This window comes from Massilia atriviolacea (genome assembly GCF_003953935.1).
Taxonomy (GTDB): domain Bacteria; phylum Pseudomonadota; class Gammaproteobacteria; order Burkholderiales; family Burkholderiaceae_D; genus Telluria_A; species Telluria_A atriviolacea.
The window spans coordinates 124087-140694 of sequence record NZ_RXLQ01000008.1 but is presented as its reverse complement, the minus strand read 5'-3'; the positions used below and the strand labels follow the sequence as shown (position 1 = coordinate 140694).

The following is a 16608-nucleotide window of genomic DNA, read 5'->3' as shown; positions in this document are numbered from 1 at the left end:
GATCTTGGATTATACGCAACAACCCGATCCGGGCAACGACTGTCCGGCCTCGGGTGTGGCGACCTCGCTGTAACCGGACACAAACCGGCTGGCCGCCCCGGTGGCGGGGTCGTACACATGGCGGGCGATGCGGCCGATGTCCGCACCGTACACGTGGATGCTGACCGAGACCGCGCCCGCCTGCGCGTTGGCGACGCGGTGGATGTCGCCCACGCGCGGCGAGAGCACGTCGATCGCGCCCGCCGGCAGGTGGTGCGTACCGAGCCGCGCCAACGGTCCCGCGCCCGCCGGCGGCGCGAATTCCTCGCACTGTTCGGCGCCGCGCAGCACGCCGACCATGCCCCACACCGTGTGGTCGTGCACCGGCGTGGCCTGGCCCGGTCCCCAGACGAAGCTGAGCACCGAAAAGCGCTCCTGCGGGTCGCAGTGCAGCAGGTATTGCTGGTAACGGTCGGGATGCGGCCTGGCGCATGCGGCGGGCAGCCAGTCGTCATGGCCGATGAGATCGGCGAGGAGCGGCTTGCCGTATTCGAGTATGCGCGCTTCGTCCTGCGCCGCCGTGTCGACCAGGCGGGTGAAGGCGCGCACGAAGTCGTGCAGGCGGGAGGGGTGGTTCATCGCGTCACTCCAAGTGGACCGGGTGCGGGCAATATAGCATTGTCCGCGCGCTTGACGCGCCTGCCCGCCGCTGGCACACTGCCAGCTTCTATCGACTTCCACAGGAGACTACACCATGCATACGAATGATATTGCCCTCCTGTCGGCCGCCTGATCCCGCCACAACCCGCCTGCCCGCTGTATTTTCCGGACCGCGTCCGGGATGAGCTGTGTTGATGCGCGCCGGATCGCGCGCCGACCTCCGTTTTCCTTTTGCCTGCGTGCTGTTGCGCGCGGCTTGTGCCCGCGCGCGTCGCGGGCGAACGAATCCGGGAACACACCCTCATCATGATCCACATCGATTTTGAATCACTGCGCTGTATCGGGCTGACGCAATCGGTCGCCAGCCAACTCGCCGCCATCGACGACGCCCCCGAAGGCACGCGCCTCGTACGCGTCACCGAAATCCATCGCGACTGGGCCGTCATCCACGACGGCGCCGCCGAATCGCGCGCGCGCTCGTTAAACCGGCTTGTGCAATCGCTGCAGGCCGGCGACGCCGCCCTTGCCGTCGGCGACTGGGTGCTGATGGAGACCCACGCGCACGACCAGCAATGGCTGTCGGCGCGCCTCGATCCGGTCACGCACATTGCGCGCCGCACCAGCGATGGACGGCGCCAGTCCCTGGCCAGCAATGTCGATACGGCGCTGCTGGTCATGGGCCTGGACCACGACTTCAACCTGCGCCGCCTGGAGCGCTACCTGGCGCTGGCCGAATCGTCCGGCGTGGAGCCGGTGGTGGTGCTGACCAAGGCCGATATCGGGCTGGACGTGGAAGAGCGCATGCGCCAGCTGGCTGAGCGCCTGCCGCGCCGGGTGCAGGCGTTCGCGCTCAACGCCCTGGGCGAGGAGCCGGCGCGCATCCTGGCGCCGTGGCTGGCGCCGGGGCAGACCCTGATCCTGCTGGGGACCTCCGGCGCGGGCAAGTCGACCCTGACCAATGCGCTGACTTCAAGCCGGCAGGAAACCGGCGGCGTGCGCCGTGGCGACAATCGCGGCCGCCATACCACCACCGCGCGCTCGCTGCACCGGTGTCCCAGCGGCGCCTGCATCATCGACACGCCCGGCCTGCGCTCGTGGCAGCCGGATGCCGATGAAGATGCGCTGGCGGCGAGCTTCGACGACATCGGCGAGCTGGCGCGGCATTGCCAGTTCCGCGATTGCGCGCATGAAGAGGAACCCGGCTGCGCGGTGCGCGGGGCGGTCGATCCGGACCGCTTGCTGAACTACCGCAAGCTGCTGCGCGATGCACGCCGCAGCCAGCTGACGCCGCTGGACCGCATCGCGGCGCGTAACAAGTGGAAGGTGATCGTCAAGGCGCACAATGCCAAGGCCCGGCAGCGCGACTGAACGCTAAGAGATCGCTTAGCGCGGCGCCGTCGTGGCGCCCGCTCGCCGCGTGGAAGCGACCTGCGCCGGCGTTTGCCGGTCCGGGGCCATGGCGGCGGGCACGCCGGCCGGCGGCAGGCGGGCAGCCAGGTCGGCGATCTGCCTGCTCGGATAGATACTGTGACCTGCGACGCCAAGGACCACGGCGAAGGCGATTGCGAGGCACCACCTCATCGTCCTCGTCAAACCGCCGTGGACCCCGACACGCAGCTTGCTCATCTCGTCGCTCAGTTCGGCCTGCAGCCAGATCGGCTTTGGTGACCAAGGCCGGCAAAAAGCGGCGAACAGGGGGAACTCATTGAACTTGGCGGCGGTCGTAGCGGATGCATCCGGAGGGTTCAGGGCCCAAGCCGCTGCTCGGCTTTGGCGCGCTCGATGAAGCGGGTGACGTCTTCGTCGAGCAGCAGGCCGTCGTCGCGCAAGGCCCGCGCGGCGATCGCCACCGCCTTGGCGTATTCCAGCCGCGTCCTGTAGCGCTGCGACAGCGCGCGGCGCGGATCGCCGGCGCGCGGGGTCGCCGCAAACGGCACCGACAGCCCGTTCAGGCCGCACAGCTGGTCCTCCGCAAAGCCGCGCCGGCGCAGGTTCCAGCCGGCGTAGGTCGCCAGCGGCACCTCCACATCGGGCAGGCGAACGCCCGCGATATCGTGCCCGTCCACGTCGGCCATGGGCACCAGCACCTGGTAGCGCTTGTCCGGCGCCGGCCTGGGCGGCAGGCTGGCGTAATCGACCACCGTCAGCTCGTTCAAGCCTTCCGGATAGCCGACGCCGAGCGCGCGCAGGTCGGGGAAACCGACCGCGTCGCGCTGCGGCAGCGTCAGCATGGCATTGCCGATCTGCGGAAAGCGGCTGGCCGGCGGCTCCCTGCCGTTACGCGTCCATGCCACCAGATGATCGAGCAGCACGCGCACGGTCGGCCCCTGCTGCGCCGTGTTGCTGGCCCATTTGCAGATGCCGACCGTGGCCCGCTCGGCCGCCATGTGCTGGGTCGAGGACATCAGGTAGGCGCGCACGCCGGCCGGCAGCGCGATATCCTTGCCGGCGCCGTCGGTCGCCACCAGCGAGGCGCGGCCCTGCCAGAATTCCAGGCTGCTGTCGACGTGCATCAGCTTCGGGCAGGTGGCGCTGGCCTGGCAGCGCGCGAAGATGCCGTCGGTCGTGCCGCCCACCGGGTCTTTGGTGACCGCGTAGCTGAACGGGAACTGGTCGCCGTAGGTCCAGTGGTTCAGGTGCTGGGTGGAATAGCGTTCCGGCCGGCCGAAGCGGCGGTTGACAAAACTCTTGCGGCTGCCGGCGATGAGCGGCATGGCGCCGTCGAACACCTTGCCGCCGCGCGGATCGGCATTGAAGCCCTCCCAGATCAAGTCGCGCAGAAAACGCCCCGGCTGCGACACGCCCAGCGCCAGCGCGACGTCCGGCTTGATATCGGCCAGCGGATTGGGCTGCCCGGCGCCGTCGGCCAGGCCCGATTTGAGGTGGCTGGTGACGTCGCGCAGGGCCGCCATGCCCAGGCCCATGACGACCGGGTCGCGCGCCTGGTACTGGAACTGGTAGATCGCGCCGGCGTCGACGCCGCGCGGGCGCGCGATCTCGATCTGCGTCGGGCTGGTGTAGCGCCACGCGCTGGCCGGCAGGATCAGCGGCGCCGCGCTGGCGTGCGCGCGCACGCTCAGCGCCGTGCCCTCGGCGCTGGCGGAGGCAGCGGCATACGCCAGGTCGATGGTGCCGAGCGGCTTGATGTCGTCGAACACGCGTTCTTCCACGCTGGCCCCGGTGATCGGCCGGCCATCCTCAAGCGCGGTCGGAAACGCGGTGCCGGCCACATCGCCATTGGCCGCCAGGCCGATATTGCCCTGCCAGCCGATCCACGCCAGCGTGTGCCCGCGCCGCATCAGGAAGCCGTTGCCGGCGTCGCGCGCGCCGGCGTCGTTGAACATGTCGAGGGCCAGCTTGCCGCCCCGGTTGGGGATGTCGACCACCAGCACGCGCGAGGCCCTGGCCGCGTCGCGCGGGCGCAGCAGGATGACGTCGGTGTCGTACCTGACCCAGCCGCCGCTGGCCGGGGCCTTGTCCAGGTCGACGATGGCGCGGTTGGCCGGATGATGCGGGTCGATGCGCAGGCGCGCGATGGCGACGATTTTCTCGTACGCGCCGGCCTCGTCGAAGACCTTGCCGTCGAAGGCGGGCGCGCGGCTGACGATGTCGAGGCGCTCGACCTGCGCCGCCGGCGAACCCGGGCCGCCCGGCCCCGCGCAGGCGGCCAGCATGGTGAGCGCGAAAAGGCAGGACAGGTGGCGCAGGCAGGTCAATTTCAGCTCCTTGTGATCTGCCAGACGATAGCACGGCGAAGCGCGTCAGGCAAAGACCAGCGAGCGATGCGCCGCCGCGCCGGCCGTCACGCCGTCGGCGGCGGCCCAGGTGGCGTTGTGCGGCATGCGCGCCACGTCGCCGGCGGCAAACACGCCGGCGACGGTGGTCTCCTGGAACTCGTTGGTGCGCACGTAGAGGCCGAGGGGGCCTTCGTCGAATGCGCAGCCGAGCTGCTGCGCGAGCGGACTCGCGGAGACCTGGGTGGCCAGGAACGCGGCGTCGGCCGGCACGCGCGTGCCGTCGTCGAGGACGATGCCGTCCAGCGCCGGCGCCACCCCGCCGAGCGCGGCGACCTTACTGTGTTCGATGCGGATGCCGCGCGCCGCGAGGACCTTCTCCTGCTCCGGGTCGAGCGCGATGCCGTTGGCGCAGTAGGTGACATGCGGCGACCATTCGGCGATCAGCTGCGCCATGTGGGCCGACATCGGCATCATGCCGATCACCGCGAGCCGGCGCCCCAAAAATTCGTAGCCGTGGCAGTAAGGACAATGCAGGATCGAGGTGCCCCAGCGTTCGCGCACGCCGGGAATCGGCGGGAACTGGTCGACCACGCCGCTCGCCAGGATCAGGCGCCTCGCGCTCATGCGCTCTCCTCCCGCCAGAACGAGGTCGAAGCCGCCGTCGATGCGCACCGCGCTCTCGACCGTGGCATCGATCACCCTGGCGCTGGGATAGGCGAGCAGCTGGCGGCGGGCGTCGGCCATGATGGCATGCGGGGCGCGCCCGTCGTGGCCGACGAAGCCGTGGGCGGCGGCGGCGAAGCGGTTGCGCGGCTGGCCGGCGTCGATCACGCGCACCGGGCGGTTGGCGCGCGCCAGCTGCATGGCGGCGGCCATGCCGGCGAAGCTGCCGCCGACGACGATGAAGTCGGTATCCATCTGCTTGTTCATTGTGTTCTTCCTTTGGCAGGGCGAAGCGGCCGGATGGCCGATTCTTAACGTAACAATGATAGTTACGTTAAATCGCAAAGTCAAGCCGTGCACCGGCGCGACGGCGCGACTGACCGGGGCCATGGTTTTTGCTACAGTAGCGCCATCATGAAACCAGAACACCTCCAGCTGCTGCTGACCCGTGAGATGCCTTACGGCAAATACAAGGGCCGCGTCATCGCCGACCTGCCCGGCCACTACCTGGGCTGGTTCGCGCGCGAGGGTTTTCCGCGCGGCGAGATCGGCGAACTGCTGGCGCTGATGTACGAACTCGATCACAACGACCTGCGCAGCCTGCTCGATCCGCTGCGCCAGCGGCGTTGAGCGCTTGCCTTACGATCCCGGCGGCGGCCGTCCCGCCTGGCCGCCGCCCTGCCCCGCTTGCGCGATCACGCGCCGGAAGAACGCGACCAGTTCCGGCACATGGGCGTCGAAGGTGAATTGCGCGCGCTGCGCCCACACCCGTTCGCGCAGCGCGTCCATCGCCGGCCGGTCGCGCAGCAACGGTCCCAGATCGGCGATCGCCTCGTAGAACAGGCCGGTGCCCAGGCGGTGCGACAAGGCTTGCGCGGCGACGATGGCGCCCTCGTTCCTGCGCTGGATCATGGGCAGGCCGGCGGCGGCCAGGGTCGCCATGCGCGCCGGATAATTCAGGTCGTCCCAGTTGGCGCGCCGCAGTTCGCCCTGGTTAGTGCTGGCAAAGGCGTGCAGCCAGCCGGCGTCGTAGCGCGAAAACTCCTCGACCCAGCGCGCCTGCTCGACGTTGGCGTGCAGGTGCAGGTGATGCGGCGCCAGGCGCAGCGCGTCCCCGATCCATTGGCGCCACTGGCCGTGGGTAAAGTCGCCATAAAAATGCACATGGATGCCCTGCGCGGCCAGCTCGCCCACCGTGTGGGGATGCAGGCCGATGGGGCGGCCCGGCACCACCGTATGGATGTCGCCATCGCCGCCGGCGGACAGCAGGGGCGCGCGCGCATCGCCGAACCAGCCGGCCCTGGGCAGGTCGCCATCGAGCACGTGGCAAGGCTTCGACGACGACAATCCCGGCAGCACGGTGTCGAACCAGTCGCGCAGCTCGGGGCTGCTGAAGATGCAGCCGTCGGCGTATTCGAACAGCTCCACCAGCTGCGGCCAGCTGCCTTTTTCGAGGCAGATGAAGGGACCTTCCTTGAAGTGCCACACGAAGGGCAGGCCCGGCGTGGCCAGCATCAGCTCATGGCAGAACGGCACCGCCTGCCAGTTCAGCTGGGCGTGGATGATGTCCGGCCGCAGCGCCCGGACCGCCTCGCGCCACTGCGCGAACGGCAGCTCGCGCACATGCCCGAACGGCAGCGGCCCGACCGTGTTGTACCAGTACGGCGCGCGCATCCACAGCCCGTGCAGCGTGTGGCCGCGCTCTTCCAGCGCCAGCACGCGCTCGGCGTTGTAGGCCAGTTCGCCGGCCAGCAGGATGTCCAGGCCGTCCGCCGCCGGCGGCGTGGGCGCGCGCTCGCGCAGGTCGCGATACTGCGCCACCTCGTCGATGGCGTTGCCCACCGTGGTGTGGAAGCGCAGCGCTGCGCTCACCCCGTAATGCTGGCGGAAAGGATTGATGCCGCCCACCGGCTCCTGCATCAGCTTGTGACGCTGGGCCGGGTGGCTGGTCCATTCGCAGCTGACCAGCCCGGTGCCGGTGAACGCCCCGCGCGCGCGCAGGCGGCCCCAGAACAGGCGGTCGAGGTCGTCGGATTCGATCTCGTCGCGCGCGGTCCAGCGCAGGCCGCTGCGCCGGAACATGCACTGGACCAGCTGCAGCGCGACGCCGGCAAGCTGGCCCTCGGTCTCGCGGTTGTAATGGTGGCGCATGCCGGAAAACGCCAGCACGGCATGCGGCGCATCCTGCAGCGCCGCGCGCAGGGACGCCAGGTGGTCGCGGTAGAACAGGTCGTCGCTGGGCAGGCAGGCGACCAGCGGCGCGCGCGCCAGGTCGAGCGCGCAGTTGAGGGCGTTGCCCAGGCCCGTATTGTGCGGCAGGCGCTGGTAGCGCACGCGCGGATCGGGCAGGAAGGCGTCGACGGCGCCGCGCGTGTCGTCGGGCGAGCCGTCGTCGATGACGATGGCTTCCCAGGCGCCGAGCGACTGGGCCAGCAGGCTGTCGAGCGCGCGGCCGATGAAATGGGACTGGCCGTAGGTCGGCATCAGCACGCTGACCTGCGGGACGGTAAGGGAGGTGGTAGTCACAGCGAGCTCTTCAAAGGATGGTTGACCTGTGAAGAAAGCATGCGCGAAAAATACGCGCCGTGTTTGATGCCGGACAGGCGTGCGCGCGATTGCGCCGGCGCTAACGGTGCACGATCAGGCGCGCGCCTTCGCGCTGCATGCGGGCGAACGCGTCGCCGCTGACAGCCGGGCTGAACAGATAGCCTTGCAGCTGGTCGCAGCCGAGGTCGCGCAGGAAGGCCATCTGCTCGGGCGTCTCCACGCCCTCGGCCACGATTTCCTGGCGCAGTTGCTGGGCCATGGTGACGATCGCGCGCGCGATGGCGCAGTCGTTGTCTTCGTACGGCAGGCCGATCACGAAGGAGCGGTCGATCTTGAGTGTGCTGATCGGGAATTTTTTCAGGTAGGCCAGGCTCGAATAACCGGTGCCGAAGTCGTCCAGCGCCAGCGCCAGGCCCATGGCCACCAGCTCGTTCATGATGGCGATCACGCCGTCGCTGCCGCGCACCAGCAGGCTCTCCGTAATCTCGAGCATGATCTGAGCCGGCTCGACGCCGTGCCGGTCCAGCACCTCGCTCATGCGGCCCGGCAGGCTGCGGTCGAACTGGCGCGCCGAGACATTGACGGCAACCGGCGGCATCGCCAGGCCCGCGTCGTTCCAGGCGCGGATCTGGCGGCAGGCTTCGTTCATGACCCAGTTGCCGATATCGACAATCAGGCCCGTTTCTTCGGCCAGCGCAATGAACACGCCCGGCGACACCAGGCCGCGCTCCGGATGGCGCCAGCGGATCAGCGCTTCCGCGCCCACGATGCGCCCGCTGCGCAGGCTGACCTTGGGCTGGTAATGCAGCGCGAACTGGTTCTCGGCCAGGGCGGTGCGCAATTCGGTCTCCAGGCGCAGGCGTTCGCGCGCGCGCTGGTCCATCTCGTCGCGGTAGAACAGGAAGCCGCCGGCGCCGAATTCGCCCGCCTTGGCCAGCGCCACCTCCGCAAAACGCAGCAGCGAGGCGGTATCCATGCTGTCGTCGAGGTACAGCGCGATGCCGATATTGGCGCTCACCTGCAAGCCGTGGCCGGCCACCCGCAGCGGCGCGGCCAGGGTCGCGAGCAGCTTTTGCGCGACGATGCCGGCGTGCTCGCGCTGGCCGATGGACGGCAGCGCCACGGCAAACTTGCTGCCGTCGATGCGGGCCAGGATGTCCGGCTCGCGCAGCACGCTGCGGAACTGGCGCCCGACCATGCAAATGACATCGCTGGCGACGTCGTGCCCGAGCGTGTCGCTGATGGCGCCGATGCGGTTGACTTCGACCACCATCAGCGCGCCGTACTCGCTGCCGCGCCGCGCTTCGGTCAGCATCTGCCCCACCAGGTGGTTGAACAGGGAGCGGTTCGGCAGGCCGGTCAGGCCGTCGTAATTGGTCATGCGCTGCATGCGCGCCTCGGCGTCCTTGTGCACGCTGATATCGGAAAACAGCGAGAAGGTATGCGTGATGCGGCCCTCGCCATTGCGCACCACGCTGATGGTGACCGATTGCGGAAACAGCTCGCCGTTCTTGCGCTTGCCGACGATCTCGCCGCGAAACGGGCCGTTGCCCTGCATGGCGGCGCGCACCTTGGCGCGGAAGTCGGCGTCGTGCACGCCGGAGCGCAGCAGGTCGGGCGTCTGGCCGATCGATTCGGCGGCGGAGTAGCCGGTGATGCGGGTGAACGAACTGTTGATCGACACGATCCGCTCGCTGGCGTCGGTAATGAGCACGCCCTGCTCGCTGTCTTCGATGATGCGCGCGTACAGGCGGATCTTGTCTTCCTCGCTCAGGTGTTCGGCCAGCGGCGACAGGTGCACCAGCATGCCGATCGCCTCGCCGTCGCCGTCGTTGATCAGCGAGAGCGCCAGCCGCACCCAGATCACGTCGCCGCTCTTGCGGCGGCGCCGCACTTCGACCAGGCAGCTGCCGTGTTCGAGGAACAGTTCGGCGATGCCGGGATCGTCCACGCCGGCATCGTCCGCATACAGGAACAGCACGTGCTGGCCGATCGCTTCCTCGCTGGTGTAGCCGAACACCGCTTCGGCGCCGCGGTTCCAGCTGGTGAGGTAGCCCGACAGATCGAGCACGATCACGGCCTCGTCGGACTGCTCGTAGGTGTCGGCGTGGTGCCGCAGCAGGCGCCGCGCCAGGGGCAGCTGCGCCTGTTTGGCCAGCAGCAGTTCGGCTTCGAGCCGCACCAGCATCTCGGCCAGGGCGTTGCCTTCCATGGCGCGCGCGGTGCGCACCAGGTCCAGGCTGCGGTCGAGCGCCGATTCAGCCATGGCCGCTCGCGCCGCTGTCGCGCAGCGCCCCCAGCATCCAGCGCTGCGCTTCCAGGATGGCGCCGTTGAAGTCGGCCGGCGCAATCTGCAGTGCCGCCAGGCGCGGCGCCAGCGCATCGGGCTCGCCCCGTTCGGCCAGTTCCACCAGCTCCAGCAGCGCGCCCAGTTCGCCGTCGTGCTGCAGCAGCGCGCCCTGCACCGCCTCGCTGATCGACAGCGGCGCCAGCAAGCTGGCGAGCGGCATGCCGAACAGGATGCCGAGCAGGGAGAACATGCCGGTCATGAAGGCTTGCTCCTGGGTGAGCTTGTCCAGGCCGCGCGTGCGCGCCAGCAGTTCCAGCGCGCGCGCGCGCACCGCCACGCGCGCCAGCAGCATGGGCGAGCGGATGTCGCCCTGGCGGGCGGCGAACAGCATCAGGTTGAGCCAGCGCCGCAGTTGCTGGCGTCCGAGGATCAGGAGCGCCTGGCCGAAGCTGGTGATGCGCCGCACCGCGCCCATCCCGAGCGAATTGACCAGGCGCAGCAGCTGGTAGGACATGGTCGGGTCGAGCCGCAGCAGCGCTTCGATCTCGTGGGTGTCGGCGTCGGCGGCGACCAGTTGCACCAGTTGCAGGGCAAAGGTGCGCGGCGCGGCCTGGCTGGCCGGCACCTTGGCCGGCGCGGCCAGGCACCAGTCGCCGTCGATCCAGCGCGCCTCGGGCGGCAGCGGCAGGCTGGTGAAGCGCTCGGCGGCGCGGAACAGGCTGCGCTCGGCCAGTTCGGTCCAGCCGTGGCCGGCCAGCGCCGCCTTCCACTGCGGGTCGGCGGCGGCGCGGTACAGGCAGGGAAAGTCACGGCACAGGGCGCCCAGGTCGGCCACGACGGACGGCGCCGGGCTGGCGTCGCCGTTGCGCGCGCCGATCTCGATCAGCAAGCCCGACGGCAGGCCGCGGCGGTCGGCCAGGACGCGGAAAACAAGCAGGGGGGCCGGGCTCGAACAGCTCATGGGGATCGAGTGGTTGGGTGGCAATGAATTTCATGTTACCCCCGGGTAATTCAGTCCCACCAAGGTTTAGATCAACAACCATCGTGATTCACGGAAAAAATACGCCCTGTCCTAAGCCGCTGTTGCGCAAACGCCCGGCAGAAAACCGGACAGTTGCGCGAACAGGCCGGCGCGCTGCATGCGCTCGCGCCACCAGCGCAGGGCGGCGCCCTCCTCGCCCACGCGCCAGGCCACATAAAAGGTTTCGGCGCTGCGCACTTCCTCGACCTGTTTTTCGACCAGCAGGCCGCGTTCGATGGCGGGGCGGGCGCAGGATTCGGGCAGGAAGCCGAAGCCGAGGCCGGCCAGTTGCAGGTCGAACTTGGCTTGCATGGTCGGCACGGTCAGCGCGTCCTGGCCCAGCAGCAGGCCGACCGTGCGCGCCGGCATGTTGCGGGCCGAGTCGGCCACCACGATGGCGCGGTGGTTTTGCAGCTGGTTGCGCGAGAGCGGCTCCGGCAGGCCGGCCAGCGGGTGCTGCGGCGCGACCGCGAAGACGAACAGCATGGTCCCGATCGGGCGCGCCACGTAGCCGCCGCCGGCCGGGCCGTCCCCGGCCACGCCGACCAGCAGGTCGACCCGGCGGTCGAGCAAGGCTTCCCATGGGCCGGACAGGGTTTCCTGCACCACGCGCAGGCGGGTCTGCTCGGCCACCTGATAGAAGGCGCGGATGTCGCCGCTCAGCGCCTGCGCCGAAAACATGGAATCGATGCCGATGCCCAGTTCGGTCTCCCAGCCGGAGGCCACCCGGCGCACCCGGTGTTCCAGGTCGTGCGCGGCCTTGAGCAGGTAGCGCCCTTCGGTCAGCAGTTCGCGTCCGGCCGGGGTCAGCAGGATGCGCGGCCCCTTGCGTTCGAACACCTGCACGCCCAGGTCGTCTTCCAGCTTGCCGACCGTGTAGGAAATGGTCGAGGGCACGCGGTGCAACTCCTGCCCCGCCTTGGAGAAGGAACCGCGGCGGTCGATGGCGTCGATGATCAGCAGGGCTTCCAGGCTCAGTTTTAACATTCGAATTTTTCGATCATAGCGGACAAATCTTTCCGTTTTTTGATTCGCCTGGCGCGGCGTACACTAGCTTCATCGGTGCAGCGAAACAGATATCCACCGAGAAAGTGGATTCGAAATTATTGCACATTAACTTAAAAGAAACGGAGCATATCATGTTGGAAATTCGTCAAGGCGCAGAACGTGGCAATGCAAATCATGGCTGGCTGCAATCGAAACATACGTTTTCTTTCGGTCACTATCACGATCCGAAACACACGGGCTTCGGTCCCCTGCTGGTGATTAACGAAGACAAAGTGGCGCCGTCGCAAGGTTTCGGCACCCACGGCCACCGCGATATGGAGATTATTTCCTACGTGCTGGAAGGGGCGCTCGAACACAAGGACAGCATGGGCACCGGCTCGGTCCTGCATTACGGCGATGTGCAGCGGATGAGCGCCGGCAGCGGCGTGCGCCACAGCGAGTTCAACGGCTCGGCGACGGAACCCGTGCATTTCCTGCAGATCTGGATCCAGCCGAACGTCACCGGCATTGCGCCGAGCTATGAGGAAAAGCACTTCACGCCGGAAAGCAAAATCGGGCAATTGCGCCTGATCGCCTCCAGCGACGGCCGCCAGGGTTCGGTGCTGATTCACCAGGATGCCGCGATCTATGCGGGGATCCTGAACGGCGCCGAGGCGATCGAGCACAAGCTGGCCGAGGGACGCACGGCGTATGTGCACCTGATCCGGGGTGCGCTGACGGTCAACGGCGTGCGCCTGAACGGCGGCGATGCCCTGAAAATGACGCAGGAAAGCGCGGTCAGGATCGAGAACGCCGAGGCGGCCGAGGTGCTGGTGTTCGATTTGCCTTACTAAATCAGGGTGCTCAAGACCGTTCCCGGGCGCCGGCCCGGGAACGGGGTTTAGAGCCCCTCCCCCAACGGCCCCACCCGTTTTCCGCTACACTTGCGGCTACAGCAATAGATTTGAGAACAACGCCATGCCCGCCCCAGTCACTGAAGAACTGCTCGATTACACCACTTCCTGCGCGCTGCCCACCCCCTGGGCGCAGTTCACGCTGCACGCCTTTGTCGAGCACGCAACGGGCAAGGAGCACCTGGCGATGACCCTGGGCGACATCGGCGACGGCGAACCGGTGCTGGCGCGCGTCCATTCGGAATGCCTGACCGGCGACGTGCTGTTCTCGCAACGCTGCGACTGCGGCGCCCAGCTCGAAGGCGCACTCAAGCGCATCGCCGAAGAAGGGCGCGGGATCCTGCTGTACCTGCGCCAGGAAGGGCGCGGCATCGGCCTGGTCAACAAGATGCGCGCCTACCGCCTGCAGGAAGCCGGCGCCGATACGGTCGAGGCCAACCTGGCCCTGGGCTTCCACGCCGACGCCCGCAATTACGAGCTGTGCCAGCCGATGCTGGCCCATTTCGGCATCCATTCCCTGCGCCTGATGACCAACAACCCGCGCAAGATCGCCGCCATGGAAAAACTCGGCGTCACGGTCAGCGAGCGCGTGCCCCTGCTGGTGAACCGCAACGCCTTCAATAACGGCTACCTGAACACCAAGGAAGCCAAACTCGGCCACATGATGACCCCGCTGGCCGAGCCGGTCGCGCAGGACGGCGAACTGTAGCAGCCGCAAAGCGCGCAAATGCGCTAAGCTGGTGGCAAGATAGCGGAAACCGTTCTTGCCACCGAAGGTTTGCATGAAATTTGTCAATACTGCAGTCATCGCCTATTGCTTTGCGGCGCATGCCATCGCGGCGGCGCCGCCCGCCAAACCTGCGGCGCCTGCCCGTCCGCCCGCATCGCTTGCCATTCCCGCCGTCGTCCCGCCCACTGCCCCGGCCGTGATCCCGCCCGGCGCCCAGCCGCCGGCCGATCCTGCGGCAGTCCCCGAGGTCGACGACAATGCCGCCCTGCCGCCGCCCTCCTCGGCGGCGCAAAAAGTGTATTCCGCGGCCAAGGCCGACCTGTTGCAAATCCGCATGCTGCTCAAGAACGGGCGCAGCCAGTCGACCGTGGGCTCGGGCTTCATGGTGGGCACCAGCAACCTGGTGCTGACCAATTATCACGTGGTGTCGCAGATGGCGATCGATCCGGACGTCTACGTCGCCGAATACATCGATACCGACGGCAAGAGCGGCCCGGTCGAGCTGCTGGCCGTGGACGTGCTGCACGACCTGGCCGTGGTGCGCATCAACCGCAACGGCAGCGGTTTTTTTAATATCCCCGAGAAACTGGCGAAGCTGACCCAGGGCCAGTATCTGTATTCGCTGGGCAATCCTCTCGACCTCGGCTTCGCCATTTCGGAAGGCTCCTACAACGGCATCATTTCGCGCAGCTTCTACGACCAGCTGATGTTCACCGGCCCGATCAACTCGGGCATGAGCGGCGGACCCAGCGTGACCGTGGGCGGCGACGTGGCCGGCGTCAACGTGTCGAAGCGCCGTGACGGCGAACTGATCAGCTTTCTGGTGCCGGTGCGCTACGCCCAGGAATTGCTGAACAAGGTGAAGAAACAGACCAGCACGCCCAAGGATTTCAATCCCCTGATCGGCGAGCAGTTGCTGGCGCACCAGCGCGCCATGATCGACCGCCTGCTCGATGCGCCGCTCTCGCTCAAGACCATGGGGCCGTACCAGGTGCCGGTGCGCGAGTCGGAACAGGTACGCTGCTGGGGACGCTCGAACGTCAAGGCGGAAGCGACCTTCAATGCCGACACCATGGCCTGCGCGATGGAGTCGGCCATTTTTGTCTCGGACACGCAGCAGACCGGGCACGTGTCGATGACGCACCAGTACGTGCGCTCGGCCATCCTGGACCCGGTGCGCTTTGCCGTGCTGGCGTCGACCCTGTTCAAGACCGACAACCTGGGCAGCGCCAAGGACACGCGCATGACCGGTCCGATGTGCACCGAAAAATTCGTCAAGACCAAGTCGCTGCCGCTGCGCGCGGTGACCTGCGTGCGCGCCTACCGCAAGTTCGCGGGCTTGTATAACTTTACCCTGCTCACGGCCAGCACCGACGATGCGCGCGCCACCTTGCAAAGCCGGCTGGACGTGTCGGGCGTCTCGTACGAGAACGGCCTGCGCACCACGCGCGCCTTCCTCGAAGCGCTGGCGCGCGGGAACGCCAAATGAACGCGCCCTACTTCATCGAAACGCTGGCGCGCAATGGCGACGTGCTGCACCGGCACCAGGTCGACGCGCTCCCGATCCGCTTCGGGCGCGGCTACGACAACGACTTCATTCTCGACGACGCCTTCGCCGCGCCGCGCCACGCGGTGCTGGAAGCGGGCGAGGACGGCCAGGCCGTGCTGCGCGACCTGGGCACGAAGAACGGCGTGGTCCACCTGGGCAAGCGCAAGACCAGCCTGGTGATGACCGGCGACACCGTGATCCGCATCGGCCACACCAGCCTGCGCGTGCGCGGGGCCGATTTTCCGGTGGGGCCGGAGATGGTCGACCGCACCATGCACGGCTGGGAGGGCGCCATTCCCGGCATCGTCGGCATGCTGCTGATCGGCGCCTTTGCGCTGATCACCACCTGGCTGTCCGACACCCAGGCCTTCCAGCTGATCCGCTACCTGCTGCCGCTGGCGTTCGGGATCGGCGCGGGACTGGTGTGGGGCGGCGCCTGGGCCTTCGCCAACCGCCTGTTCGGGCGCCACGCGCGGCTGGGGCGCCACCTGTTCATTGTCGGCTGCGGCCTGGCGGCGGTGCTGGCCTACAAACTGGTGGCCAGCAGCATCGCCTACGCCTTTTCGCTCGAAGCGCTGACCGCCTACAGCGCGCACGTGGCGATCGCCATCGCGGCCGGCGTGATCTTCTTTCACCTGGGAACGGTCAAGCCGCACCAGTCGCGGCGCTTCACCCTGGCCTGCCTGATCATGGCCATGATCGGCTCGGGCCTGGTCCTGATCAGCAACCAGCTGCGCTACGGCCGCGTGGCCGACGAATTGTTCATGTCGGTGCTGATGCCGCCGTCGACCCGCATCAGTCCCGACCACAGCGTCGACGAATTCATGAGCGACGTCGGCGCCATGAAGGCCAGGCTCGACGCGCAGCGCGCAAAAAAGATCAAGGGCGACGGCGCCGACGACGAGGATTGATGGCGCCTCAGGACTTCTTGGCCATCGGCGGATGCAGCATCTCGCCGCGCGCCAGCATGGCCGCGAAATTGGCCACGTGGCGCGCGCGCGTTTCGGGCTTTTTGGCGGTCTGGATGCGAAACAGCATGGCGTAGCGGTTCTGCGAATTGAGGGTGGCGAAGAATTCGCGCGCGCCGGGGTGCAGGTCGAAGGCGGCCTCCAGCTCGGGCGGTATCTGGGCGGAGCTGGCCGGCGCGTAGGCGGCGTCCCAGCGGCCATCCTGTCGCGCGCGTTCGACTTCGGCCAGGCCGGCCGCCTGCATCTTGCCCTCGGCGATGTAGCGCAACGCCTTGTCGCGGTTTACCTGCGACCAGATGCTGCGCGCGGAACGCGGGGTCCAGCGTTGCAGCCAGTAGTGCTGGTCATGGGCCTTCTTCTGGCCGTCGATCCAGCCGAAACACAGCGCCACTTCCAGCGCCTCCTGGTAGGACACGCTGGGCTCGGGCGCGCCTTTCTTCGCATGCCGCAGCCACAGGCCGCGCGAGCCGGCGTGGTGTTCGGCCAGCCACTGCGCCCAGGCGGCTTGCGAGGCAAATGCGCGCGGGGTGTCGTCCTGCGCCAGCGGTGTCTGCATCCTGATT

Annotated in this window: 15 protein-coding genes; 6 read left to right on the top strand and 9 right to left on the bottom strand. The window is 68.0% G+C overall.

The window, feature by feature from the left end:
• Positions 1-9 precede the first annotated feature (9 nt).
• Positions 10-618, bottom strand: a complete 609-nt coding sequence (locus EJB06_RS16475) for a cysteine dioxygenase family protein (protein ID WP_126075124.1) — start codon at positions 616-618, stop codon at positions 10-12.
• Positions 619-945: 327 nt separating this feature from the next.
• Here EJB06_RS16475 and rsgA point away from each other — a divergent pair, with 327 nt between their 5' ends.
• Entirely contained in the window at positions 946-2007 is a 1062-nt protein-coding gene (rsgA, locus tag EJB06_RS16470) for a ribosome small subunit-dependent GTPase A (protein WP_126075123.1), read from the top strand.
• Positions 2008-2022: 15 nt separating this feature from the next.
• Here rsgA and EJB06_RS16465 read toward each other — a convergent pair whose 3' ends face one another.
• From EJB06_RS16465 to EJB06_RS16455, 3 genes are all read right to left on the bottom strand, one after another.
• Entirely contained in the window at positions 2023-2220 is a 198-nt protein-coding gene (locus EJB06_RS16465) for a hypothetical protein (protein ID WP_126075122.1), read from the bottom strand.
• Positions 2221-2384: 164 nt separating this feature from the next.
• On the bottom strand, positions 2385-4355 hold the full coding sequence (locus EJB06_RS16460) for an alpha/beta hydrolase domain-containing protein (RefSeq protein WP_126075121.1): 1971 nt from the start codon (positions 4353-4355) through the stop codon (positions 2385-2387).
• Between the two features lie 45 nt (positions 4356-4400).
• Positions 4401-5306, bottom strand: a complete 906-nt coding sequence (locus tag EJB06_RS16455; RefSeq protein WP_229427119.1) for an NAD(P)/FAD-dependent oxidoreductase — start codon at positions 5304-5306, stop codon at positions 4401-4403.
• A 147-nt stretch (positions 5307-5453) separates the two neighbouring features.
• On the opposite strand from EJB06_RS16455, the gene EJB06_RS16450 reads away from it, so the two are divergent.
• Entirely contained in the window at positions 5454-5669 is a 216-nt protein-coding gene (locus EJB06_RS16450; protein ID WP_126075120.1) for a DUF3820 family protein, read from the top strand.
• A 9-nt stretch (positions 5670-5678) separates the two neighbouring features.
• Here EJB06_RS16450 and EJB06_RS16445 read toward each other — a convergent pair whose 3' ends face one another.
• The 4 genes from EJB06_RS16445 to EJB06_RS16430 form a co-directional block, all read right to left on the bottom strand.
• Positions 5679-7565 carry a glycosyltransferase gene (locus tag EJB06_RS16445; RefSeq protein ID WP_229427118.1) on the bottom strand — a complete coding sequence of 629 codons (1887 nt, stop codon included), beginning with the start codon at positions 7563-7565 and terminating at the stop codon, positions 5679-5681.
• A gap of 100 nt (positions 7566-7665) precedes the next feature.
• Positions 7666-9852 (bottom strand): putative bifunctional diguanylate cyclase/phosphodiesterase, encoded by a 2187-nt coding sequence (locus EJB06_RS16440; RefSeq protein WP_126075119.1) that lies wholly within the window; start codon positions 9850-9852, stop codon positions 7666-7668.
• The gene (locus EJB06_RS16435; RefSeq protein WP_126075118.1) at positions 9845-10837 is read right to left on the bottom strand and encodes an EAL and HDOD domain-containing protein; all 993 of its coding nucleotides are present in this window, start codon (positions 10835-10837) and stop codon (positions 9845-9847) included. The genes EJB06_RS16440 and EJB06_RS16435 overlap by 8 nt, the downstream gene beginning before the upstream one ends.
• A 111-nt stretch (positions 10838-10948) precedes the next feature.
• Positions 10949-11884: a LysR substrate-binding domain-containing protein gene (locus EJB06_RS16430; RefSeq protein WP_126075117.1), complete on the bottom strand. Its 936-nt coding sequence runs from the start codon at positions 11882-11884 to the stop codon at positions 10949-10951.
• A 152-nt stretch (positions 11885-12036) separates the two neighbouring features.
• On the opposite strand from EJB06_RS16430, the gene EJB06_RS16425 reads away from it, so the two are divergent.
• The 4 genes from EJB06_RS16425 (at position 12037) to EJB06_RS16410 (ending at position 15988) form a co-directional block, all read left to right on the top strand.
• Positions 12037-12738, top strand: a complete 702-nt coding sequence (locus EJB06_RS16425) for a pirin family protein (protein ID WP_126075116.1) — start codon at positions 12037-12039, stop codon at positions 12736-12738.
• 124 nt (positions 12739-12862) lie between these two features.
• On the top strand, positions 12863-13507 hold the full coding sequence (gene ribA, locus EJB06_RS16420) for a GTP cyclohydrolase II (RefSeq protein WP_126075115.1): 645 nt from the start codon (positions 12863-12865) through the stop codon (positions 13505-13507).
• 73 nt (positions 13508-13580) lie between these two features.
• Positions 13581-15017 carry a S1C family serine protease gene (locus EJB06_RS16415; protein WP_126075114.1) on the top strand — a complete coding sequence of 479 codons (1437 nt, stop codon included), beginning with the start codon at positions 13581-13583 and terminating at the stop codon, positions 15015-15017.
• The gene (locus EJB06_RS16410; RefSeq protein ID WP_126075113.1) at positions 15014-15988 is read left to right on the top strand and encodes an FHA domain-containing protein; all 975 of its coding nucleotides are present in this window, start codon (positions 15014-15016) and stop codon (positions 15986-15988) included. The genes EJB06_RS16415 and EJB06_RS16410 overlap by 4 nt, the downstream gene beginning before the upstream one ends.
• A gap of 7 nt (positions 15989-15995) precedes the next feature.
• Here the strand turns inward: EJB06_RS16410 and EJB06_RS16405 are convergent, their stop codons facing one another.
• Positions 15996-16601 carry a YdeI/OmpD-associated family protein gene (locus EJB06_RS16405; protein WP_126075112.1) on the bottom strand — a complete coding sequence of 202 codons (606 nt, stop codon included), beginning with the start codon at positions 16599-16601 and terminating at the stop codon, positions 15996-15998.
• Positions 16602-16608 lie beyond the last annotated feature (7 nt).

What these genes read in the sequence shown, in the direction of transcription:
- EJB06_RS16475 (WP_126075124.1), bottom strand. Translation starts at nt 618, where the DNA reads ATGAACCACCCCTCCCGCCTGCACGACTTCGTGCGCGCCTTCACCCGC.
- EJB06_RS16425 (WP_126075116.1), top strand. Translation starts at nt 12,037, where the DNA reads ATGTTGGAAATTCGTCAAGGCGCAGAACGTGGCAATGCAAATCATGGC.
- EJB06_RS16455 (WP_229427119.1), bottom strand. Translation starts at nt 5,306, where the DNA reads ATGAACAAGCAGATGGATACCGACTTCATCGTCGTCGGCGGCAGCTTC.
- EJB06_RS16415 (WP_126075114.1), top strand. Translation starts at nt 13,581, where the DNA reads ATGAAATTTGTCAATACTGCAGTCATCGCCTATTGCTTTGCGGCGCAT.
- rsgA (WP_126075123.1), top strand. Translation starts at nt 946, where the DNA reads ATGATCCACATCGATTTTGAATCACTGCGCTGTATCGGGCTGACGCAA.
- ribA (WP_126075115.1), top strand. Translation starts at nt 12,863, where the DNA reads ATGCCCGCCCCAGTCACTGAAGAACTGCTCGATTACACCACTTCCTGC.
- EJB06_RS16450 (WP_126075120.1), top strand. Translation starts at nt 5,454, where the DNA reads ATGAAACCAGAACACCTCCAGCTGCTGCTGACCCGTGAGATGCCTTAC.
- EJB06_RS16405 (WP_126075112.1), bottom strand. Translation starts at nt 16,601, where the DNA reads ATGCAGACACCGCTGGCGCAGGACGACACCCCGCGCGCATTTGCCTCG.
- EJB06_RS16440 (WP_126075119.1), bottom strand. Translation starts at nt 9,852, where the DNA reads ATGGCTGAATCGGCGCTCGACCGCAGCCTGGACCTGGTGCGCACCGCG.
- EJB06_RS16465 (WP_126075122.1), bottom strand. Translation starts at nt 2,220, where the DNA reads ATGAGGTGGTGCCTCGCAATCGCCTTCGCCGTGGTCCTTGGCGTCGCA.
- EJB06_RS16430 (WP_126075117.1), bottom strand. Translation starts at nt 11,884, where the DNA reads ATGTTAAAACTGAGCCTGGAAGCCCTGCTGATCATCGACGCCATCGAC.
- EJB06_RS16410 (WP_126075113.1), top strand. Translation starts at nt 15,014, where the DNA reads ATGAACGCGCCCTACTTCATCGAAACGCTGGCGCGCAATGGCGACGTG.
- EJB06_RS16435 (WP_126075118.1), bottom strand. Translation starts at nt 10,837, where the DNA reads ATGAGCTGTTCGAGCCCGGCCCCCCTGCTTGTTTTCCGCGTCCTGGCC.